Source organism: Hymenobacter puniceus (assembly GCF_014333525.1).
In the GTDB taxonomy this organism is placed as follows: domain Bacteria; phylum Bacteroidota; class Bacteroidia; order Cytophagales; family Hymenobacteraceae; genus Hymenobacter.
In genome coordinates this window covers 105,856-125,867 of sequence record NZ_JACSCX010000008.1, presented here as the reverse complement: position 1 = coordinate 125,867, position 20,012 = coordinate 105,856, and the positions used below count along the sequence as shown (strand labels likewise).

Below are 20,012 nucleotides of genomic sequence, written 5' to 3'. Positions count from 1 at the left end.
CGCGGCTTTTCCTCAATGCCTCCGGCAAAGCGGCCTAGCAGCGCGAGTTGAGGGGCTAGCCGGTGAACGGACAGGCACAGTGGCGGCGCAATCTGATGTAAACGTTTGCGTAGATAAACCCGCATTTGACGTGCTGCATCGCTGCTAAATGTACTGTACTTAGCAGGGCGAAGTCGGCAGAGTGAGCACTAACTCCGACGTAGTCAATCGCCTGCCCAGCGTCAGACAACAGCTCCTACTCCGTCTCTGAAAGGTTGTCCGCTTCTTACGGGCCGCGCTCCGGTTTCCGTTCCCGATTTGCCACACCCCAATTCCCACTAGTATGACTCGTTCTTTACTTGCCTTCCCGCTCAGCTGGGCTGCCACGCCGCTGGCGCTACTACCGGCTCTGGCATTGGCGCTGCCGGCTGGGCCGGCCTACGCGGCCGTTGTGCGGCCCGCCGCGCCAGTTGCCGATATCACTATAAAAGGGCGCATTCTGGATGAACGGGGTGCGGGCCTTCCCGGCGTGAACGTGGTGGTACGCGGCACCTCCAACGGCACCCAGACCGATGCCGATGGCCGCTACTCCATCACGGCGGCCGAGGATGCTACGCTGGTCTTCAGCTTCATCGGCTACCTGCCGCAGGAAGTGGCGGTGGGCGGCCGCACCTCCGTGAATATCTCGCTGGCCCCCGACAACAAGACGCTGAGTGAAGTGGTAGTGGTGGGCTACGGCGTGCAGGAGAAAAAGCTGCTTACCACCTCCATTGCCTCGATTTCGGCCAAGGATGTAGAGTTGATTCCGGTGGCTTCGCCCTCCGAGGCGCTGGTGGGTCTGGTGGCGGGCGCGCAGATTACGGAGCCGTCCGGCGAGCCGGGTGCAGGTGCCGTAATCCGCATCCGGGGGCTGGGCTCGATTTCGGCTGGCAACAGCCCGCTGTACGTGGTGGACGGCTACCCGCTCAACAGCGCCGACAATTACAACCAGATTCCGCCCGGCGACATCCAGAGCATCCAGGTTCTGAAGGACGCGGCGGCCTGCGCCATCTACGGCTCGCGCGGCGGCAACGGCATCGTCATCGTGACCACCAAACGGGGCCAGGCCGGCAAGACGCGCTTCAGCTTCAACGCCAACACCGGCATTCAGCAGGTGGCCAAAACCGTGGATGTCCTCAACCGCGACCAGTATCTGGACTACCTGAAAGAGTCGTTTACCAACGGCGGCCGCGTGATTCCGGCGGCGCTGCAAGTAGACCCCAACACCCTGGCCGACACCGATTGGCAGGACGAGATTTTCCGGACCGGCTTGCAGCAGAACTACCAGCTCTCGGCTTCGGGCGGGGCGGAAAAGAGTCGGTTCTACATCTCAGGCGGCTATTTCAAGCAAACGGGCATCGTGAAGGGCACCGGGTTCGAGCGATTTTCACTGCGGGCCAACTATGACGCGCAGTTGAGCAACAAGCTGAAAATCGGCCTGAACCTAGCGCCTTCGTTTGCCCGCACCGACGTGCGGCCGATTTCGGGCAGCTACAACGGCGGCAACATCACGGGCGGCGGCCCGGGCGGCGAAACGGCCGCCGTGACGACGGCCCTGATCCTGGCGCCGGTGGTGCCGGCCCGCCTCGGCAACGGCGACTATGGCCTGATCAGCAATGCCTTCCCGGCCAACACCATCACCATCAGCGACCTGCTGAACCCGATTGCGCCGCTGGACCTGTATCAGGACCGCGCTAACGCCGTGCGGGCGCTGGGCAGCACCTTCCTCGATTTCGAGGTGATAAAGGGCCTGAACCTGCGCACCAACTTCGGGGCTGAGCTGCTGGCCAACCGCCGCGGCATCTACGTGCCGGCCACGCTGCCCACCAACAACTCGCGCAGCGCCAACCTCTCGAATCCGGTGCTCAACAACATCGACGCGCGGCAGCTCAACAACACCAACTACAACTGGGTGTGGGAAAACACGGCCACCTACAACCGCACGCTCGGCCTCGACCACAACGTGACGCTGCTAGCCGGCTACGCCGCCCAGTACAACACCAACGAAAGCAGCAACGTGCTGGGCCAGACCGGCACCTACACCAACACGTCGGTGGAATACGTGACCGGCGCGGGCCAGATTTTCGGCGGCGCCGGCTACTCGGCTAACTCGCTGAGCTCGGTGTTTGGCCGCGTGGATTACGCCTTCAAGGAGCGCTACATTCTGACCGCCGCTCTGCGCACCGACGGCTCCTCGCGCTTCGGGCCCGACAACCGCTACGCCACGTTCCCGTCGGTGGCGGCCGCCTGGCGGGTAGGCGAGGAAGCCTTCGTCAAGGCCATTCCGGCCATCAGTGAACTGAAGCTGCGCGCCAGCTACGGCGTAACCGGCAACAACAACATCGGCGACTACTCTTACCAGAGCTACCAGCAGAGCGCCAACTACGTATTCGGCACCAACACCGGCACCCGCGCCTTCGGGTTTGCGCCCAACGGCGTGGCCCTGCGCGACCTCACTTGGGAAACCAACACCCAGTTTGATGCCGGCCTCGACGTGGGTTTGTTCGGCGACCGGCTGTACCTGACGGTGGCCGCCTACCAGCGCAACACCACCGACCTGCTGCTCAACCGTAACATTCCGGCCATTATCGGCTACTCCACGCGGGCGCTGGCCAACGTGGGTGAGGTGCGCAACCGCGGCGTGGAGTTTCAGCTGAACACGGCCAACTTCGTGGGCAGTGACTTCACCTGGAACACGGCCGCTAACCTGTCGTTCAACCGAAACCAGGTGATGGCGCTGGCCGGCGAAAACGACCAGCTGCTCTACGACGCCGTGTTTGGCTACACCAGCTCCATCCGGGTGGTGCCGGGCCAGCCGCTGGGCTTGTTCTATGGCTACGAGCAGATTGGTGTGTACCGCGACCAGGCCGACGTGGACAGCAGCCCCAAATTTGGCACCGGCGCCACCGTGCCCGGCGACATCAAGTATGCCGACAAGAACGGTGACGGGGTAATTAACGCTGGCGACATCGGCGTTATCGGCAACCCATTCCCCGACTTCACCTTCGGTCTGCAGAACACTTTCGGCTACAAGCGCCTGTCGCTGGCCGTGACGCTGCAGGGCTCGCAGGGCAACGACATTCTGTACGGTGGCGACCGGTACGTAAACAACTTCCCCGGCCAGGCCAACGCCCGCACCAACGTGCTGGACCGCTGGCGCTCGGCCGACGACCCCGGCAACGGCATGGAGCCCCGCGCCACCTCCAGCCCGTCGCCGTCGATCCGGGAGTTTAGCTCGCGCTTCGTGCACGACGCCTCATTCCTGCGCGTGCGCAACGTGACGGTGCGCTACAACATCCCAACGGAATGGGCCAAACGCGGCGGCTTGCAGAGCGCCGGCATCTACGTGGCCGCGCAGAACCTGTACACCTTCACCAAGTATTTCGGCTACAACCCCGAGGCCAACAACTTCGGCAACACCACGCAGCCCACCTACGGCGTCGACCAGGGTTCCTACCCCATGGCCCGCACCATCACGCTGGGCGTCAACGTCGGTTTCTAATGGAGGACCTGGTGACTGCGCCTGGAGTGACGAGAGTGTTAATGAGAGCCACTAAGGCCTCTGCCAGCTTCTCAAACGCCCTAAACCAAGCACCAGTACCTAAGTCCCAGGCCCTAACTACTAAGCACTCAATTCCCATGGCTTTCAAGAAACTACTCACCAGTGCAGGCTGCGCGGCGCTGCTGGGGACCACCCTGCTGGGCACCACCTCCTGCGACAAGGAGTTCATTGACCTCAACGACCCCACCCGCATCCCCACCACCGAGGGCTACAACGACTCGCTCAGCCTCGTGACCGGCGTATCGGCGGCGTATGCGGGCCTGCAGGACATCTATGGCAAGGCGGGCTCCAACAACGGGCTGTTCGTGTTTGCCGAAGTGCCTTCCGACAACAGCACGTCGGTTATTTCGGGGCAGAACATCAACGAGTTCGACTTCTTCACCGTCACGCCCACCAACGCCCGCCTGCAAAGCCAGTGGACGGTGACCTACCGCACCATTGCGCGCTGCAACGTGATTCTGACCCGCGGCGCGGCCGTGAAGCTGACCGAGGCCACCCGCAACCGCCTGAACGCGGAAGTGAAGTTTATCCGGGCCCTGGCCTACTTCAACGCCGTGCGCATCTGGGGCGACGTGCCGCTGGTGACCAGCGAAATTGCTACTATCGCCGACGCCTACACATTCGGGCGCACGCCCACCGCGCAGGTCTACACCCAGATTGAGCAAGACCTGCTGGACGCCGAAGCCAGCCTGCCCGTGACGCAGAACGCCGCCAACCTGGGCCGCGCCACCAAAGGTGCCGCGCAGGGGTTGCTAGGCAAGGTGTACCTCACGCAAAAGAAATACAACGAGGCCGCCGTCAAGCTCAAGCAGGTGATTGACGCCGGCACCTATGCGCTGCAGCCCACCTACGCCAACATTTTCTCCCTCACAAACGAGATGAACAGTGAGATTCTGTTTGCGGTGCGCTACAGCAAAGGTGGCCTCGGCGTGGGCAGTCCGTTCGCCAACTACTTCGCCGTGACGCCGGCGCTGGTGGGCAACGTGGGCACTTCCGACCAGTTCAACATCATCCACCCCGACCTGGTGGCGGCCTTCACGGCCAGCGGCCCCGCCGACACCCGCGCCGTGGCCTCCTACGGCTCGACGCCGGTGGGCGGCGTGAACACCTTCTACACCAAGAAGTACGCTGATACGCCCACGGCCTCGCTGGACGCCGAAAACGACTGGATTGTGCTGCGCTACGCCGACGTGCTACTCATGTACGCCGAGGCCCTGAACGAGCAGAACACGCCCGCCCTGGCCATTACGCAGCTCAACCGGGTGCGCACCCGCGCCGGTGTGCCGGCCCTAGCCGCCACCCTCTCGCAGGCCGACGTGAAGCTGGCGCTGGAGCGTGAGCGGCGGCTGGAGCTGAATATGGAAGGCCACCGCTGGTTTGATCTGCTGCGCACCGACCGCGCCATTCCGGTGATGAACGCCTTCTTCGCGCAGTACAACATCCGGCCCAACAACGGCACCACTGGCACGCCCATCCAGGTGCAGGCGTATGAGCTGCTGCAAGCCTTGCCAATCCAGGAAATCCAGACCAACCCAATCCTCACCCAGAATCCGGGCTACAACTAAAGTGTGTGAAAAAGTGAAGTACATGCCAAGCGCAACCAGGCTCCTGCAAGGGTCTGGCTGCCTCGGCGCACTGGCACACTCCTCTCCCCCTCCCTTTTTTACCCCTCATGACTTCACTGAACCTGATGAAGGTGCTGACGGCCGCCGCCGCGCTGCTGCTGGGCACCTTTAGCAGCCGGCTGCTACAGGCCCAGTCGGCGCTGCTGCAAAACGCGCCGGGGCGCAGCGTGCTAAGCCTCAACGGCAGCTGGAACTACATCATCGACCCCTACGAAAACGGCTTCTACGACTACCGCCGCGAGGCCTTTGACCAGTCGAAATCGGGCAAGGGGGGCTACTATGATAACGCCAAGCCCAGCAGCAAGCAGGAGGAAGAGCTGATTGAGTACGACTTCGACAAGTCGCAGGCCATGCAGATTCCGGGCGACTGGAACTCGCAGCGGCCGGAGCTGCTCTACTACGAGGGCACCATCTGGTACAAGAAAAGCTTCACGCTGACGCCCAAGGCCGGCAAGCGGTACTTTCTGTACTTCGGGGCCATCAACTACGAGGCGCACATCTACCTCAACGGCAAGAAGCTGGGCATGCACAAGGGCGGCTTCACCCCGATTCAGTACGACATCACCAGCCAGCTCAGCGCCTCCGGCGACAACTTTGTGGTGGTGAAGGCCGACAATACCCGCCGGCCCGAGGAAGTCCCGACCATCAATACCGACTGGTGGAACTACGGCGGCATCACGCGCGACGTGTTCATTGCCGAAACGCCCGCCACCTACATCAGCGACTACAAAGTACAGCTGGCCAAAGGCGACGCGAATACGGTGGCCGGCTACGTGCAGCTGGCCGGCGAGGGCCGCGCCAACCAGGTCGTGACGCTCAGCATCGGCGAGGCTGGCCTCAGACAGACCGTACAAACCAACGCCGAAGGCCGCGCCACGTTCAGCGTGCCGGCCAAAAAGCTTGCGCACTGGTCGCCGCAGAGCCCCAGGCTGTACGCGGTGAGCTTGACGAGCGGCTCCGACGCCGTGCAGGACCGCATCGGTTTCCGCACGATTGAGACGCGGGGGCAGGACATCCTGCTTAACGGCCGCAGCCTCTACATGCGCGGCATCAGCATCCACGACGAAAACCCGCTGATTCCGGGCCGGGCCCGTGGCGAGGGCGACCTGCGCATGCTGCTGACCTGGGCCAAGGAGCTGGGCTGCAACTACGTGCGTCTGGCCCACTACCCGCACAACGAAACCATGCTCAAGCTGGCCGACGAAATGGGCTTGCTGGTGTGGGCCGAAGTGCCGGTGTACTGGACCATTGCCTGGGAAAACCCAGCCACCTACCAGAACGCCGAGCAGCAGCTTACGGACCTGATTTCGATGGGGAAAAACCGCGCCAGCGTGGTGGTGTGGAGCGTGGGCAACGAAACGCCGCTGGGTGCGCCGCGCCTGAAGTTCATGAGTAGCCTCGCCCAAAAAGCCCGCACCCTCGACGACACCCGCCTGATTTCGGCGGCCCTGGAGCTGCACCGCACCCCCGACAACGTAGTGCACGTGGACGACCCGTTGGGCGAGTTTCTGGACCTAACCAGCTTCAATGAGTACGCCGGCTGGTACTGGGGCGGCAAGCCCGGCGAAATCACCAAGTACACCTTCGATATCAAATACAACAAGCCAGTGATGGTCAGTGAGTTTGGCGGCGATGCATTAGCCGGCTACCACGGCGACGCCAACACACGCTGGAGCGAGGAATACCAGGAGGCGCTGTACGTGAACCAGCTGAAAATGCTGAGCACCATCCCTGGCCTGCGCGGCATGACGCCCTGGATTCTGGCCGACTTCCGTGCCACCCGCCGCCAACACCCGGTGTACCAGAACGGCTTCAACCGCAAAGGCCTGATTTCGAGCACCGGCCAGAAGAAAAAGGCCTACTACGTGCTGCAGGGATACTACCGCCAGATGGCCCGCAAATACGACGGAAAATGAGTAACACCTTCTGTAGAGACGCATATTTGCGTCTCGTCGTCCGCGCCTCCCGCACCTGTCGTTCAACGACGAGACGCAAATATGCGTCTCTACACCGTGTTGGCCTGATAACCAGCTTATTCCTGACTGGCCTCATCACCACTCACGCCCAGCAACTCGATACCACCGAGTACACCCTGCGCGTAGACGCCAAAAAGACGCTTAACAACTCCACTATTGACGGCAAGGCCGGCTTCTCGGCCTACAAGAGCTACGCCACGCGCTCCATGGCGCAGCTGCCGGGCTTCCGGCCGGGCACCGTGAAGCTGAGCAAATACGGCGGCCGGCTGGACAAGCGCGCTAAGGCCACCGGCTTCTTCCACGTTGAGAAGATCAATGGGCGCTGGTGGGCTATTGACCCCGCCGGCTACTACTTTCTGCACAACGCTCCCAACGATGTACAGCCCGGCCGCTCGGTCCGCAACCAGCAGGCGTTGAAAGACAAGTTCCGGGACCAGGCTGGCTGGATGGCCGGCACCCGCCGGTTCCTGCTCGAAAACGGCTTCAACGGCGCCGGCGCATGGTCGGCGACAAAGGAAATTCAGGCGGAAAACGCCCGCGCCGACAAGCCGCTGGCCTACACCGTGAACCTGGATTTCATGAGCAAGTACGGCGACAAGCGCGGTGGCACCTTTGTGCAGCCCGGCCACAAAGGCTACCCCAACGACGTCATTTTCGTGTTTGACCCCGGCTTCGAGGAGTTTGCCGAGGAGCACGCCAAGCAACTGGCGCAATACCGCAACGACAAGAACCTGTTCGGCTACTTCTCCGATAACGAGATGCCGCTGCTGCGCAAAAACCTGGACGGCTACCTCAAGCTGCCCCAGACCGAGCCCGGCTACCAGGCCGCTAAGAAGTGGGCCGACGCGCGCAACATCACCCTCGAAACCATCACCGACCAACACCGCCAGGAGTTTCTGGCCTACGCCGCCGACCGCTACTTCAGCATCGTGGCCAAGGCCATGAAAAAGTACGACCCCAACCACATGTACCTCGGCTGCCGCTTTCACGGCGCCCAGCGCTACTACCCCGAGCTGATGAAGGTGGCCGGCCAGTACCTCGACGCCATCAGCATCAACTACTACAACAACTGGACGCCCGAGCCGCGCTGGGTGCGCGAGTGGGAGCAGACGGCCGGCAAGCCGTTTCTGGTGACGGAATGGTACGTGAAGGGCGAAGACGCGCCCGGCCTGGCCAACACCGCCGGCGCCGGCTGGGTGGTGAAAACGCAGAATGACCGGGGCCTGTTCTACCAGAATTTCACGCTGGGCTTGCTGGAATCGAAGAATTGCGTGGGCTGGCACTGGTTTAAGTACCAGGACAACGACCCGACCATCGTGGGCGCCGAGCCCTCCAACACCAACGCCAACAAGGGCATCGTGGACAACAACCTGAACCCCTACACGCCGCTGCTGAGCAAGATGCGTGAGCTGAACCAGCAGATGTACCTGCTGGCCGACTACTTCGACCAGCGGCAGCCAAAGTAGCCGCGCTGCCGACTTGCCTTACCCCCGCCCCAACTCTGCCGCTATGAAAACCGCTACGCTGCTCACCGCCTTTGGCCTCGCATTCCTGACGCAGTGCGGCGACAAGGAATCGGCAGCTACGCCGGCTCCGACCACGCCGACCGTGCCGCCGATGGTCAGCCTGAAGTCGGTGGCGCCGTTTCCGGTGGGGGCGGCCGTGAGCATCAACCTGCTGAAAACCCGCCCCGCCTACCGCCAGCTGATGGCCACCGAGTACAACAGCATCACGGCCGAAAACGCCATGAAGTTCGGCGCGCTGCACCCGTCAGCCACCACCTACAACTGGGCTGATGCCGACTATCTCGTGGACTTCGCGCAGCAGAACAACCTGCGCGTACACGGCCACACGCTGCTCTGGTACAACTCGCTGCCGGGTTGGGTCACGAGCTTCCAGGGTGATTCGACGGCCTGGGAAAACCTGATGAAAACGCACATCCAGACCGTTATGACGCACTTTCGGGGCAAGGTGCAGGCCTGGGATGTGGTGAACGAAGCCATCGACGACAGCGGCAACCTGCGCACCACCAACGTGTGGCGCCAGCACCTCGGCGACCAGTACATCGACCGCGCTTTCCGGTACGCCTACGCCGCCGACCCCGCCGCACTGCTGTTTTACAACGACTACGGCCACGAGTACAGCACCGCCCGCCGCACCGGCATTCTAGCGCTGGTGAACGGCCTCAAAAGCCGCGGCGTGCCCATCCACGGCATCGGGCTGCAAATGCACACCAGCAGCAACATCACCGATGCGCGCATTGCCGAGGCCATTACCAGCGCCGCCGCCACCGGCCTGCAGGTGCACGTAGCCGAACTGGACATTTCGATGAACCCGGCCCGGTCGGCCAGCGCCACGTTTACGCCCGCGCTGGCCGCCGCCCAAAAGGTGAAGTACAAGGCCCTAGCTGAAACCTTCAAGGCGCTGCCCGCCGCCCAGCGCTACGGCATCACCACCTGGAACGTAGCCGACGCCGACACTTGGAAACGCAACGACTGTAGCTGCCCCGAATGGCCCCTCCCCTTCGACGACAACTACCAGCGCAAACCCGCCTACGACGGCCTTGCGGAAGGCTTGCAGTAAGCCAGATCAAGTACTGAAGCCCGTCATACTAACTATTAAAAGAACGTCATGCTGAGCCTGCCGAAGCATCTCTACCGCTTCGTTGGCTCGCATTGATTACTGCTTAGGTAGAGATGCTTCGGCAAGCTCAGCATGCCGTTCGAATCACATAAAGTTCTCTTAATCACCCCGGCCGAAGGAAAGTGTAGCCGGATGTCTCCGAATTGCAAGCCAGTGTGTGGGAATGCTGCGTTTGTGGAATGGGGGGATGACAACTGCGCTACGCTTCTCCTGCCGCCGGGCACTATTGCCCGCTTACCGATTTCCATTTCTTCCGAATGCTTTCTTCTAACTCTAGATCCTTCTTCCTCGCCGCGCTGCTGCTCACGGCTGGCCTTCCAGCCACGGCCCAGAAAACTAAGCCGCTTGATGCTGCCGCCATCGAGCAGCGCATCACGGGTCTGCTGCAGCAGATGACGCTGGAAGAGAAAGTCGGCCAGCTCAACCAGTACTCCGGCCGCGAGGTAACCGGCCCGGCCAGCAACCGCAAAACCGACTTGCTCAACAGCATCCGCAGCGGGCAGGTCGGCTCCATGCTGAACGTGAAAGGCGTGCAGGATACCCGCACCATCCAGGCTGAGGCGCTGAAGTCGCGGCTGAAGATTCCGCTGCTGTTCTCGCTCGACGTGATTCACGGCTACCAGACCGTTTTCCCGATTCCGCTGGGCGAGGCGGCTTCCTGGGATTTGGCCGCTATCCGTGAATCGGCGCACGTGGCGGCCCGCGAGGCGGCGGCGTCCGGCATCCACTGGACGTTTGCGCCGATGGTGGACGTGGGGCGCGACCCGCGCTGGGGCCGGGTGATGGAAGGCGCCGGCGAAGACACCTACCTAGGCGCCCAGATTGCGCGGGCCCGCGTGCTGGGCTTCCAGGGCGAAAAGCTGGGCGGCACCGATGCCATTATGGCCTGCGCCAAGCACTTCGCGGCCTATGGCGCCGCGCTGGCTGGCCGCGACTATAACGTGGTGGACATGAGCGAGCAGCAGCTCTGGGAAGTGTATCTGCCGCCCTTCAAGGCGGCCGCCGATGCCGGCGTGGCCACCTTCATGAACTCCTTCAACACCCTGAACGGCGTGCCCGCCACCGGCAGCAGCTACCTGCAGCGCGACATCCTGAAAGGCCAGTGGAACTACCCGGGTTTCGTGGTGAGTGACTGGGGCAGCATCGCCGAGATGGTGCCCTGGGGCTACGCCCGCGACAAAGCCGCCGCCGCCCAGAAAGCCCTGGCCGCCGGCTCCGACATGGACATGGAAAGCGACGCCTACCATACCACGCTGGCGCAGCTAGTGAAGGCTGGCCAGTCCGACGAAAAGCAGCTGGACGATGCCGTGCGGCGCATTCTGCGTAAGAAGTTCGAACTGGGCTTGTTCGAGGACCCCTACAGATTCTCGGACCTGAAGCGCGAGAAGAAGGTGCTCAGCGACCCGCAGCACCGCGTAGCCGCCCGCGACGCGGCCCGCAAGTCCATTGTGCTGCTGGAAAACCGCAACAACACGCTGCCGCTAGCCCAGCCACGCAGCATTGCTGTCATCGGACCGCTGGCTAAGGCCAAACGCGACCTGGCCGGCAGCTGGATTGTGCTGGCCGACACCACCCAGATTACCTCCCTGCACGACGGCCTGACCAAACGCGCTGGCAAAAACACCCAAATCCGCTACGCCAAGGGCTGCGAGGTGGAAGGCAGCTCACGCGCCGGCTTTGCGGCCGCCGTGGAAACCGCTAAAGCGGCCGACGTGGTGGTGCTGGCCGTAGGCGAAACCTGGGACATGAGCGGCGAGGCCAAGTCCCGCACGGATATCCACTTGCCCGGCGTGCAGGAAGAGCTGTTTCAGGCCTTGAAAGCCACCGGCAAGTCGATTGTGGTGGTGCTGATGGCCGGCCGGCCGCTCATCTTCAACACCATTGCCGACCAGGCCGACGCCGTGCTCTACGGCTGGTTTCCCGGCTCGGAAGGTGGCGCGGCCCTGGCCGACGTGCTATTCGGCGACTATAACCCCGGCGGCAAGCTGCCCAGCACGTTTCCGCGCAACATGGGCCAGATTCCGCTCAACTACCAGCAGTACAACACCGGCCGCCCCGTCACAAAGCCCGGCGACATCCGCTACAAATCGGCCTACATCGACGCGCCCAACACGCCGCGCTACGCCTTCGGCCACGGCCTGAGCTACACCACGTTCAAGTACGACGCCTTGAAAATCGACAAGGCCAGCCTGGCGGCGGGGCAAAGCACGCAGGTGCAGCTCACCGTCACGAACACCGGCAAAGTGGCCGGCGAAGAAGTGGTGCAGCTCTACCTCCGCGACCCAGTGGCCTCGGTGGCCCGGCCGCTTAAAGAGCTCAAGGATTTCCAGAAAATCAGCCTTCGGCCCGGCGAAACCAAGACCGTCACGTTCACCCTCACGCCCGACAAGCTGGCCTTCTACAACCGCCAGCTGCAGTGGGCCGCCGAACCCGGCGAGTTCCAGGTAATGCTCGGTTCCGCCTCCGACGATATCCGCCTCGAAAGCCGGCTAACGCTCCTTCCCTAACGTATCCTATGACGTTCATTTCTTCCGCGCCGGCTTCAGCTGCTGCGCCCGTATCCACTGCCCGCCCCATGTCTGCGCTCAACCAGTTTTCTCTGCACGGCAAAGTTATCGTCATCACCGGGGCCACCGGCGTGCTGGGCGAGGCGCTGTCGTTGGCCGTGGCCGAGGCCGGGGCCCGCGTGGCCATTCTGGGCCGCGACGCCGGGCGCGCCGCCGAGCGGGTGGCGGCCATTGAGGCCGTGGGTGGCGAGGCGCTGTCGGTGCTGGCCGATGTGCTCGACAAAGACCAGATGCAAGCCGCCTGCGACGAAATCATGCAGGCCTGGGGCCGCATCGACGGGCTGGTAAACGCGGCCGGCGGCAACCTGCCCGGTGCCACCATCGCCCCCGATCAGGACGTGTTCGACCTCAGCATCGAGGACACCCGCCGCGCCGTGGACCTCAACCTGTTCGGCACCGTGATACCCACCACCGTGTTTGGCCGCGTGATGGCCGAGCAGGGCAAGGGCTCGATTGTGAACGTGTCGAGTTTGACCGCACAGCGGCCCCTGACGCGGGTGCTGGGCTACACCATGGCCAAGAAAGCCGTGGAAGCCTACACGCAATGGATGGCCGTGGAGCTGGGCCTACGCTACGGCGGCGGCCTGCGCATGAACGCCATTGCCCCCGGCGTGTTCCTGACCGAGCAAAACCGCGCCCTCCTCGTGCAGCCCGACGGCACCCCCACCGACCGGGCCCGCAAGTTCATTGCTGCCACGCCCTATCAGCGCTTCGGCCAGCCCGAGGAGCTCACCGGCACGCTCATCTACCTACTCAGCGACGCCTCCCGCTTCGTCACCGGCGAAACGGTGATGGTGGACGGCGGCTTCAACGCCTACAGCGGGGTGTGATTCTGATTGTGTGCGAAAAACCGTCATGCTGAGCTTGCCGAAGCATCTCTACCGCTTCGTAGCAATGCTTACTGATTAGCCAGAGGTAGAGATGCTTCAGCAAGCTCAGCATGACGGTCAAGTAAACCAGACACCTCCCCCCCACTTTCAACTATGCCCTTAATTCAAAGCTGGCGCTGGTACGGCCCCAACGACCCGGTTAGCCTATCCGACATCCGCCAGGCCGGCGCCACTGATGTGGTGTCGGCCCTGCACCACGTGCCGAATGGCGAGGTGTGGCCGGTGGCTGAAATCCGGCACCGCCAGCAGGAAGTAGCCGCCGCGGGCCTGACCTGGAGCTTGGTGGAAAGCGTGCCGGTGCACGAGCACATCAAAACCCGCACCGGCGACTTCCCGCGCTACATCCTGAATTACCAGCAGACACTACGCCACCTGGCTGAGTGCGGCATCCACACCGTCACGTACAACTTCATGCCGGTGCTCGACTGGACCCGCACTGACCTGGCTTACGAGTTGGAGGATGGCTCCAAAGCCCTGCGTTTCGAGCGCGCCGCCTTCGTGGCTTTCGATGCGCTGCTGCTCCGGCGGCCCGGCGCCCGCGCCGAATATTCCGCCCAGGAGTTGGCGCAGGCTGAAGCCCGGCTGGCCGGCATGAGCGACGACGAACAGCTGCAGCTGCAGCGCAACATCATTGCCGGGCTGCCGGGCTCCGAGGAAAGCTTCACGCTCCGGCAGTTTCAGCAGGCCCTGGACGCCTACGCCGGCATCGACGCCGCGAAGCTGCGCGAGCATCTGGTGCTGTTTCTGCGCGCAATCGTACCCGTGGCCGAGGAAGTCGGCGTCAACCTCGCTATTCACCCCGACGACCCGCCCTACCCCATCCTGGGGCTGCCCCGCGTGGTGAGCACCGCCGCCGACGTGCAGGCCCTGGCCGACGCCGTGCCCTCCGTCCGCAACGGCCTGTGTTTCTGCACCGGCTCTTTTGGCGTGCGCCCCGACAACGACCTGCCCGCTATGGTGCGGCAGTTTGCCGGGCGCATCCACTTCCTGCACCTGCGCAGCACCCAGCGCGACGACTCCGGCAACTTCTACGAGTCCAACCACCTGGAAGGTGACGTAGACATGTACGCCGTGCTGCGCGAGCTGGTACTCGTCATGCGCCAGCGCCACACCAACCTGCCCATGCGCCCCGACCACGGCCACCAGATGCTCGACGACCTGCACAAACGCACCAACCCCGGCTACTCGGCCATCGGGCGGCTGCGCGGCCTGGCCGAGTTGCGCGGCCTGGAAATGGGCATTGCGCGCGGGCTGTAGCCGTGAACAATAGAGTAAACACGCGCCCGTTGCAGTAAAAAAAACCGCCGACACTTGGGGGATGAGGTTGGGTAATACCCGGCTTCATCCCCTTTTTTGCGTAGCGCCCGATCAGCCACAAGCAGCGTTTCCGGCCACAGGCTCCGCAAACGTTTTCGTAGATAAATACCTTGATACGCTACTATTTACGCTGTTTACGCCGATATCTTTAACCACTGCCTAACCCGGTTAAAGCGGGTGTTTCCGCTCCTCTGATAAATGGGTGCGTCACTGGTTCCAGACCAGGTCTCACCGTCACGTATCCGCTCCAGAACAACCCGGCGTCACTGGTCTCTTCCCGGGGAAACCAACTGCCTTACCATCCCACTCCTCCTCATGAAAAAAATCCTACTTCTGCTGGCGTTGGGCTGGCTGGCCGTGACATCGGCCCGTAGCCAGGCCATTTCGCCCTACCTGGCGGGCCAAAACGCCTGGCTGCCCACGGCGCTGGGCTCGCAGGTGTTCAACGGGCAGCTCGACCGGCTCTGGCCGGTGGTACGGCAGTCCAAGGTGCAGATGATTCGTATCGGCGGCAACGGCGTCAATTCTAACTTAGTCACCAACGCCCAATACATCGCCCTGATTGACTCGGTACGCCGCATTGGCGCCGAGCCCATGGTGCAGGTCTCAGAAGGGCGCGGCCGGTTTACGGCGGCGCAAGCCGCGCAAGTCGTGCAGCACGTCAACATCACCATGGGCCGCAACATCAGGTACTGGATTATCGGCAACGAGCCCGACCTGAACAATGCCTCGCACCCCAACCCCACCCCCGTGGCCGGCGTGGAAGCCTACATCAAGGCCTTCGCCATGGCCATGAAGGCCGTGGACCCCACTATCCTGACCGTGGGCCCGGAAAATGCCGCCTACAATGGCTACTTCCCCGCCCTAGTGGGCGGCGCCAACGACATCACCGGCCGCGACGCCAACGGCCGCTACTACATCGACGTCATCAGCTTTCACACCTACCCCTTCGCGGGCACCCAGACGCGGGCCCAGGTGGTGAACGCCACCACCAACCTGACCAACAACGTGACCAACCTGCTGGGCCTGATGGCTGCCGCCAACGCCAGGCACGGCCGCAGCGGCGCCGACGCGCTGCGCTGGGCCCTCACCGAGTTCAACATCGATTATGCCAACCCTACTGCCAACACGGTGGAGGGCGTGGGCGTGCACTCCTTCCTCAACGGCCAGTACTGGGCCGAGGTGTTTGGGGTAGGCATGAAGTACGAGGGCCTCTCGATGCAGCCCTGGTCCATTCACGAGGGCGGCGGCGCCCGCGGCGTGGGCGATTTGGGCTACCTCGACGGCCCCACGGCGGCCACCATCAAGCCGCGCTCGGCGTTCTGGCACGAGATGCTGGTGGCCGAGAATATGCACGGCACCAACCTCAACGCCACCGACAACCAGGCGCTGGTGAAGGTGCTCAGCAGCACCGACAACGGCACCACGGCCGTGATGCTGCTCAACGAAAGTGAGGCCACGGACTACGACTTCACCCTGCAGCTGAACGCAACCGCCGGGCCCGGCTCGGCCCCGCTCAGCATCAACGTGCCGGCCGGCCTCAACGCCTCCTACTCCAGCAAGCTCTTCGCCCAGTCGACGCTGGTGCTGCTGTTCAACGCGCAGGGGCAGCTAACCCGCAAAATCATCTATTCGCTGCAGCACGCCCAGAGCACGCTGCCGCCCACCTACCTGGGGCCTAACCAGAACTACACCCTTGCCTCCTTTGCGGCCGACAGAACCCAGGCTTGCGTGGCCCCGGAGGCGGTGACCTACTCGGCCTCAGTGCTGGGCAGCGCCACTTCGCTCACCTGGGATTTCGGTACCGGCGCAACGCCTGCCACGGCCACCGGCAAGGGCCCCTTCGCCGTGACCTACGCCACGGCCGGGGCCAAAGACGTGACGCTGACGCTGGTAAACCCCGACACGACCATCGTGGTCCGCAAGCCGGCCTACGTGCAGGTAAGCAGCTGCGTGCGCACGCCGTTTCTGGGCAGTCCGGCCCCGCTGCCGGGCCTGGTGAAGGCCGTGGAGTTTGACTTCGGCGGCCAGGGCGCGGCCTACAACGACTCGGACGTAGCTAATCAGGGTGCCGTGCGCGACGCCACCGTGCCCCGGGCCAACGAGTCAGTCGACACCGAGAACAGCAACGCTGGCGTGGGCAACGTGGGCTACTCAGCCGATGGCGAGTGGCTGAAGTACTCGGTCAACATCACCCGGACCGGCATTTACAAGGTTACGGCCCGCATTTCCGGGGTTGGCAGCGGCTCGCTGCGCCTGTCGGTGAACGACGTGGACAAAACCGGTGTCATCCCCGTGCCCGCCACCGCCGGCTACGGCACCTACCAGGACCTGGTCATCAGCAACGTGTACCTGGAGGCCAGCGCCAACGCCACGCTCAAGCTCGACCTGGTGCGAAGCGGCTTCAACATATCCTCGCTCACCTTTGCCGAGGAAGCCATGTCGGGCATCGTCGTGAACCGGATTTTCAACCTCACCAACGACGCTACCGGCCAGTCCGACGCCGTGGAGCTACTGGTCGTGAAAGACCGCCTGGATATTCGCGGCTTGATTATCAAAGACTTCGAAAGCAACCTGACCGCCGACAATGGCGGCAAGTTTCAGTTCGCCGATAATGCTTTGTGGAAGGACTTGCGCAGCGGCACCACCATCGTGCTGCGCCGCCTGGGGGCCAACATTGCCGGCTACTCGGCCGACCTCGACGTCGCCGACTTCAAGCTGGACCTACCCCTGGAAAACACCACCTACCTGACCCCGCTCGCAGCAGCCGGGCAGGTGTTCAACATCACCGGCACCGACATGGTACTGCTGAAAACTGGCAGCGCCAACGGCGTGACCAACGCCGTGCACGCCCTGGCCTCCAACAACGGCGCCAACTCCCCCTTGTTTGCGGGCGTGGCCAGCCCCAAGCTGGTATCGGCAGCGCTCACCGGCGGGTCGTCGTTTCAGTACCCGCTGAGCGCCACGCAAAGCGTGGCCGACTACGACGGCGTGAAAGCCGCCAACTCCACCGACCTCAACCTAAATTTTGGCGCTGGTTTCGGGGCGGCTAACATTGCCTACATCAACGCGCTGCGAGCGGCCGTGGCGCCGCCCGCGCCCACGGTACCGGCCGGGGCCATCGTGGTGAACCGGGTGTACAACGGCAGCAACGACGGCGACGGCCGCTTCGATGCCGTGGAGCTGCTCGTGACCCGCGACCACCTCGACATCCGCAACCTGGTGGTGAAGGACTTTGAAACCAACACCACCGCCGACAACGGGGGTAAGTACCGCTTCAACAACATCCCGTTCTGGCAGGACCTGCGCGCGGGCACCACCATCGTGCTGCGTAAGCTGGCCGGGCCCACGGGCTACGTGCAGGACGTCAACGCCGCGGATTTCACGCTGGACCTGCTACTGGAAAACGCGGCCTACGTCACCAACGTCGGAGCACCCAACATCTTCAACATCACCCAGACTGATCTGGTAGTCATCAAGACCGGCGACCCGACGGGCACGGCCGAGGCCATTCACGCCTTCGGCACCCGCGGCGGCGGGCCGGGTGGTGCGCCGTCGGCCAACTTCCAGGCGGTGACCAGCCCCAAGTTGGTGTCACCGAACGAGGACGCCGGCGGTACGCCCAGCTCGTTCCACTACCCCACCAACCCCACCCAGCAACTGGCCGACTACGCAGGCAACAACGCCCTCATCTCGAAAGACCAGAGCGTGAACTGGGGCTTTGGGTTCGGAACAGGCAACGTGCGCTACATCCAGGGATTGCGCGATGCCGTGCTCGCCCCTCCCGCAGCCCTCGCGGCCACGGTGACGGGCACGACTATCACGCTCAACTGGACCGATAACGCCGCCGACGAAACCGGTTTCGAAGTAGACCGTTCCCCGAACGGGGTGACGTACACGCGGGTAGCTACCCTGGGGCCGAACGCCACCGCCTACACTGAGCAGTGTCTACCCTTCGCCACCCGCTATTCCTACCGCGTGCGCACCCTCGGCGCGGCGCTGGTCTCGCGCTACAGCCTGCCCGTAGAAGCGTTGACGGCCACCCGGCCGGCCATCGAGCTGGCAGCCCTTACCGGGGAATGCGCCGTGACGGCCACCACGCCCACCGCGCCCGACAACTGCGGTCCCGCTGTGCTGGCCACTACTACCGACCCGACCAGCTATTCCGCTCAGGGCACCTACACCATCACCTGGACCTTTGCTTTCGTGGATGGCAGCGTGGCTACGGCTACCCAAGGCGTGACGGTGCGTGACCAAACGGCCCCCGTCGTGCGCACCCAGAACATCACGGTGCAGCTGGTGAACGGCCGCGCCGCCGTCACTGCCGTCGCTGTCGACAACGGCTCGACCGACGCCTGCGGCGTGCAGTCGCTCGCCTTGGATAGAACCAGCTTCGACTGCGCCAACCTCGGCGAAAACACCGTGACTCTGACCGTGACGGACGTGAACGGCAACGTCGCTACGGGTACCGCCCTCATGATTGTCGTCGGCACCACGCCGGCCCCTGCCATTGCCGTGAGCCGGACGGATAACACCGCCACCGGCCTGCCGCCCACTACCCTGGCGCTGGGCTATGGGGCGCAAAATCTGACGCTCACCGCCTCGAACGGCACCTCGCCGGCGGCGGCCACCACCTACCAGTGGTTTCCCGCCACGAGCCTGAGCAGCGCTATGACCGCTAACCCGGTATTTACGCCGACGGCAGCCGGCACGTATACCTTCACCGTGGTGGCCACCAACGAGTTCGGCTGCTCAGCCAGCGCAAGCGTTACGCTGACAGTGCTGGACGTGCGCTGCGGCAACAAAAACGACAAGGTGCTGCTGTGCCACAACGGCAACGAACTGTGCATTGCGCCGCAAGCCGTGGCCACGCACCTGGCCCAGCACGGCGACCAACTTGGGGCCTGCGCTACAGCTGCCGTTCGGGGGAACGGAACTGCGGCCCCGCGTCCAGGATCAGGGAATGCCCTGGGATTAATGTTTGAAACCTATCCCAATCCGTTCACGACGAGCGCAGCCGTGCATTTCAGACCAGCCCATACGGGTGCCACTCAAGTGCAGGTGTACAGCGCCATGGGCCAGCTGGTGCGCACGCTTTTCGATGCCGTGGCTGAAACCGGTCGTGACTACTCGCTCGTGCTAGATGGTCGCGACCTACCGGCCGGCGTTTACACCTGCCGTTTGGTGAGTAACGGCCTAGTGGAAACTCGGCGCCTGGTACTGCTTAAATAACTTTTTTAAACCAGGCAGTTGAGGGCCTGTAAAGCTGGCTGGCCATGCGGTCAGCCAGCTTTTGTTTTGTAGTGGTCGCCACCTGCTTTTTCGTTAACCTGTCTCATTATCATGAAACGACGATGCCCTGGATCATATGCAATAAGTAATATATTGACAAACAGTGATTTAAGCTCAATAAA

At 63.3% G+C, this 20,012-nt stretch carries 9 protein-coding genes; all 9 read left to right on the top strand.

Annotated features, from left to right (window positions below):
* Nucleotides 1-322: 322 nt before the first annotated feature.
* The 9 genes from H8B14_RS18845 (at nucleotide 323) to H8B14_RS18805 (ending at nucleotide 19,830) form a co-directional block, all read left to right on the top strand.
* Entirely contained in the window at nucleotides 323-3,520 is a 3,198-nt protein-coding gene (locus tag H8B14_RS18845) for a SusC/RagA family TonB-linked outer membrane protein (protein ID WP_187317221.1), read from the top strand.
* 137 nt (nucleotides 3,521-3,657) lie between these two features.
* Entirely contained in the window at nucleotides 3,658-5,145 is a 1,488-nt protein-coding gene (locus H8B14_RS18840; RefSeq protein ID WP_187317220.1) for a RagB/SusD family nutrient uptake outer membrane protein, read from the top strand.
* A gap of 107 nt (nucleotides 5,146-5,252) precedes the next feature.
* On the top strand, nucleotides 5,253-7,121 hold the full coding sequence (locus H8B14_RS18835) for a glycoside hydrolase family 2 protein (protein WP_222840653.1): 1,869 nt from the start codon (nucleotides 5,253-5,255) through the stop codon (nucleotides 7,119-7,121).
* Nucleotides 7,122-7,147: 26 nt separating this feature from the next.
* Nucleotides 7,148-8,647, top strand: a complete 1,500-nt coding sequence (locus H8B14_RS18830; RefSeq protein ID WP_222840652.1) for a hypothetical protein — start codon at nucleotides 7,148-7,150, stop codon at nucleotides 8,645-8,647.
* Nucleotides 8,648-8,690: 43 nt separating this feature from the next.
* Entirely contained in the window at nucleotides 8,691-9,764 is a 1,074-nt protein-coding gene (locus H8B14_RS18825; protein WP_187317219.1) for an endo-1,4-beta-xylanase, read from the top strand.
* Between the two features lie 317 nt (nucleotides 9,765-10,081).
* On the top strand, nucleotides 10,082-12,331 hold the full coding sequence (gene bglX, locus H8B14_RS18820; RefSeq protein ID WP_187317218.1) for a beta-glucosidase BglX: 2,250 nt from the start codon (nucleotides 10,082-10,084) through the stop codon (nucleotides 12,329-12,331).
* 8 nt (nucleotides 12,332-12,339) lie between these two features.
* Nucleotides 12,340-13,221: an SDR family oxidoreductase gene (locus H8B14_RS18815; RefSeq protein WP_261990093.1), complete on the top strand. Its 882-nt coding sequence runs from the start codon at nucleotides 12,340-12,342 to the stop codon at nucleotides 13,219-13,221.
* Nucleotides 13,222-13,374: 153 nt separating this feature from the next.
* Nucleotides 13,375-14,538 (top strand): mannonate dehydratase, encoded by a 1,164-nt coding sequence (gene uxuA, locus H8B14_RS18810; RefSeq protein ID WP_187317217.1) that lies wholly within the window; start codon nucleotides 13,375-13,377, stop codon nucleotides 14,536-14,538.
* 375 nt (nucleotides 14,539-14,913) lie between these two features.
* Complete coding sequence (locus tag H8B14_RS18805; protein ID WP_187317216.1) at nucleotides 14,914-19,830, top strand: carbohydrate-binding protein; 4,917 nt, start codon at nucleotides 14,914-14,916, stop codon at nucleotides 19,828-19,830.
* Nucleotides 19,831-20,012 lie beyond the last annotated feature (182 nt).

Excerpts from the sequence above, each read along its gene's own strand:
- H8B14_RS18845 (WP_187317221.1), top strand. The coding sequence starts at position 323 with ATGACTCGTTCTTTACTTGCCTTCCCGCTCAGCTGGGCTGCCACGCCG.
- H8B14_RS18840 (WP_187317220.1), top strand. The coding sequence starts at position 3,658 with ATGGCTTTCAAGAAACTACTCACCAGTGCAGGCTGCGCGGCGCTGCTG.
- H8B14_RS18835 (WP_222840653.1), top strand. The coding sequence starts at position 5,253 with ATGACTTCACTGAACCTGATGAAGGTGCTGACGGCCGCCGCCGCGCTG.
- H8B14_RS18825 (WP_187317219.1), top strand. The coding sequence starts at position 8,691 with ATGAAAACCGCTACGCTGCTCACCGCCTTTGGCCTCGCATTCCTGACG.
- bglX (WP_187317218.1), top strand. The coding sequence starts at position 10,082 with ATGCTTTCTTCTAACTCTAGATCCTTCTTCCTCGCCGCGCTGCTGCTC.
- H8B14_RS18815 (WP_261990093.1), top strand. The coding sequence starts at position 12,340 with ATGACGTTCATTTCTTCCGCGCCGGCTTCAGCTGCTGCGCCCGTATCC.
- uxuA (WP_187317217.1), top strand. The coding sequence starts at position 13,375 with ATGCCCTTAATTCAAAGCTGGCGCTGGTACGGCCCCAACGACCCGGTT.
- H8B14_RS18805 (WP_187317216.1), top strand. The coding sequence starts at position 14,914 with ATGAAAAAAATCCTACTTCTGCTGGCGTTGGGCTGGCTGGCCGTGACA.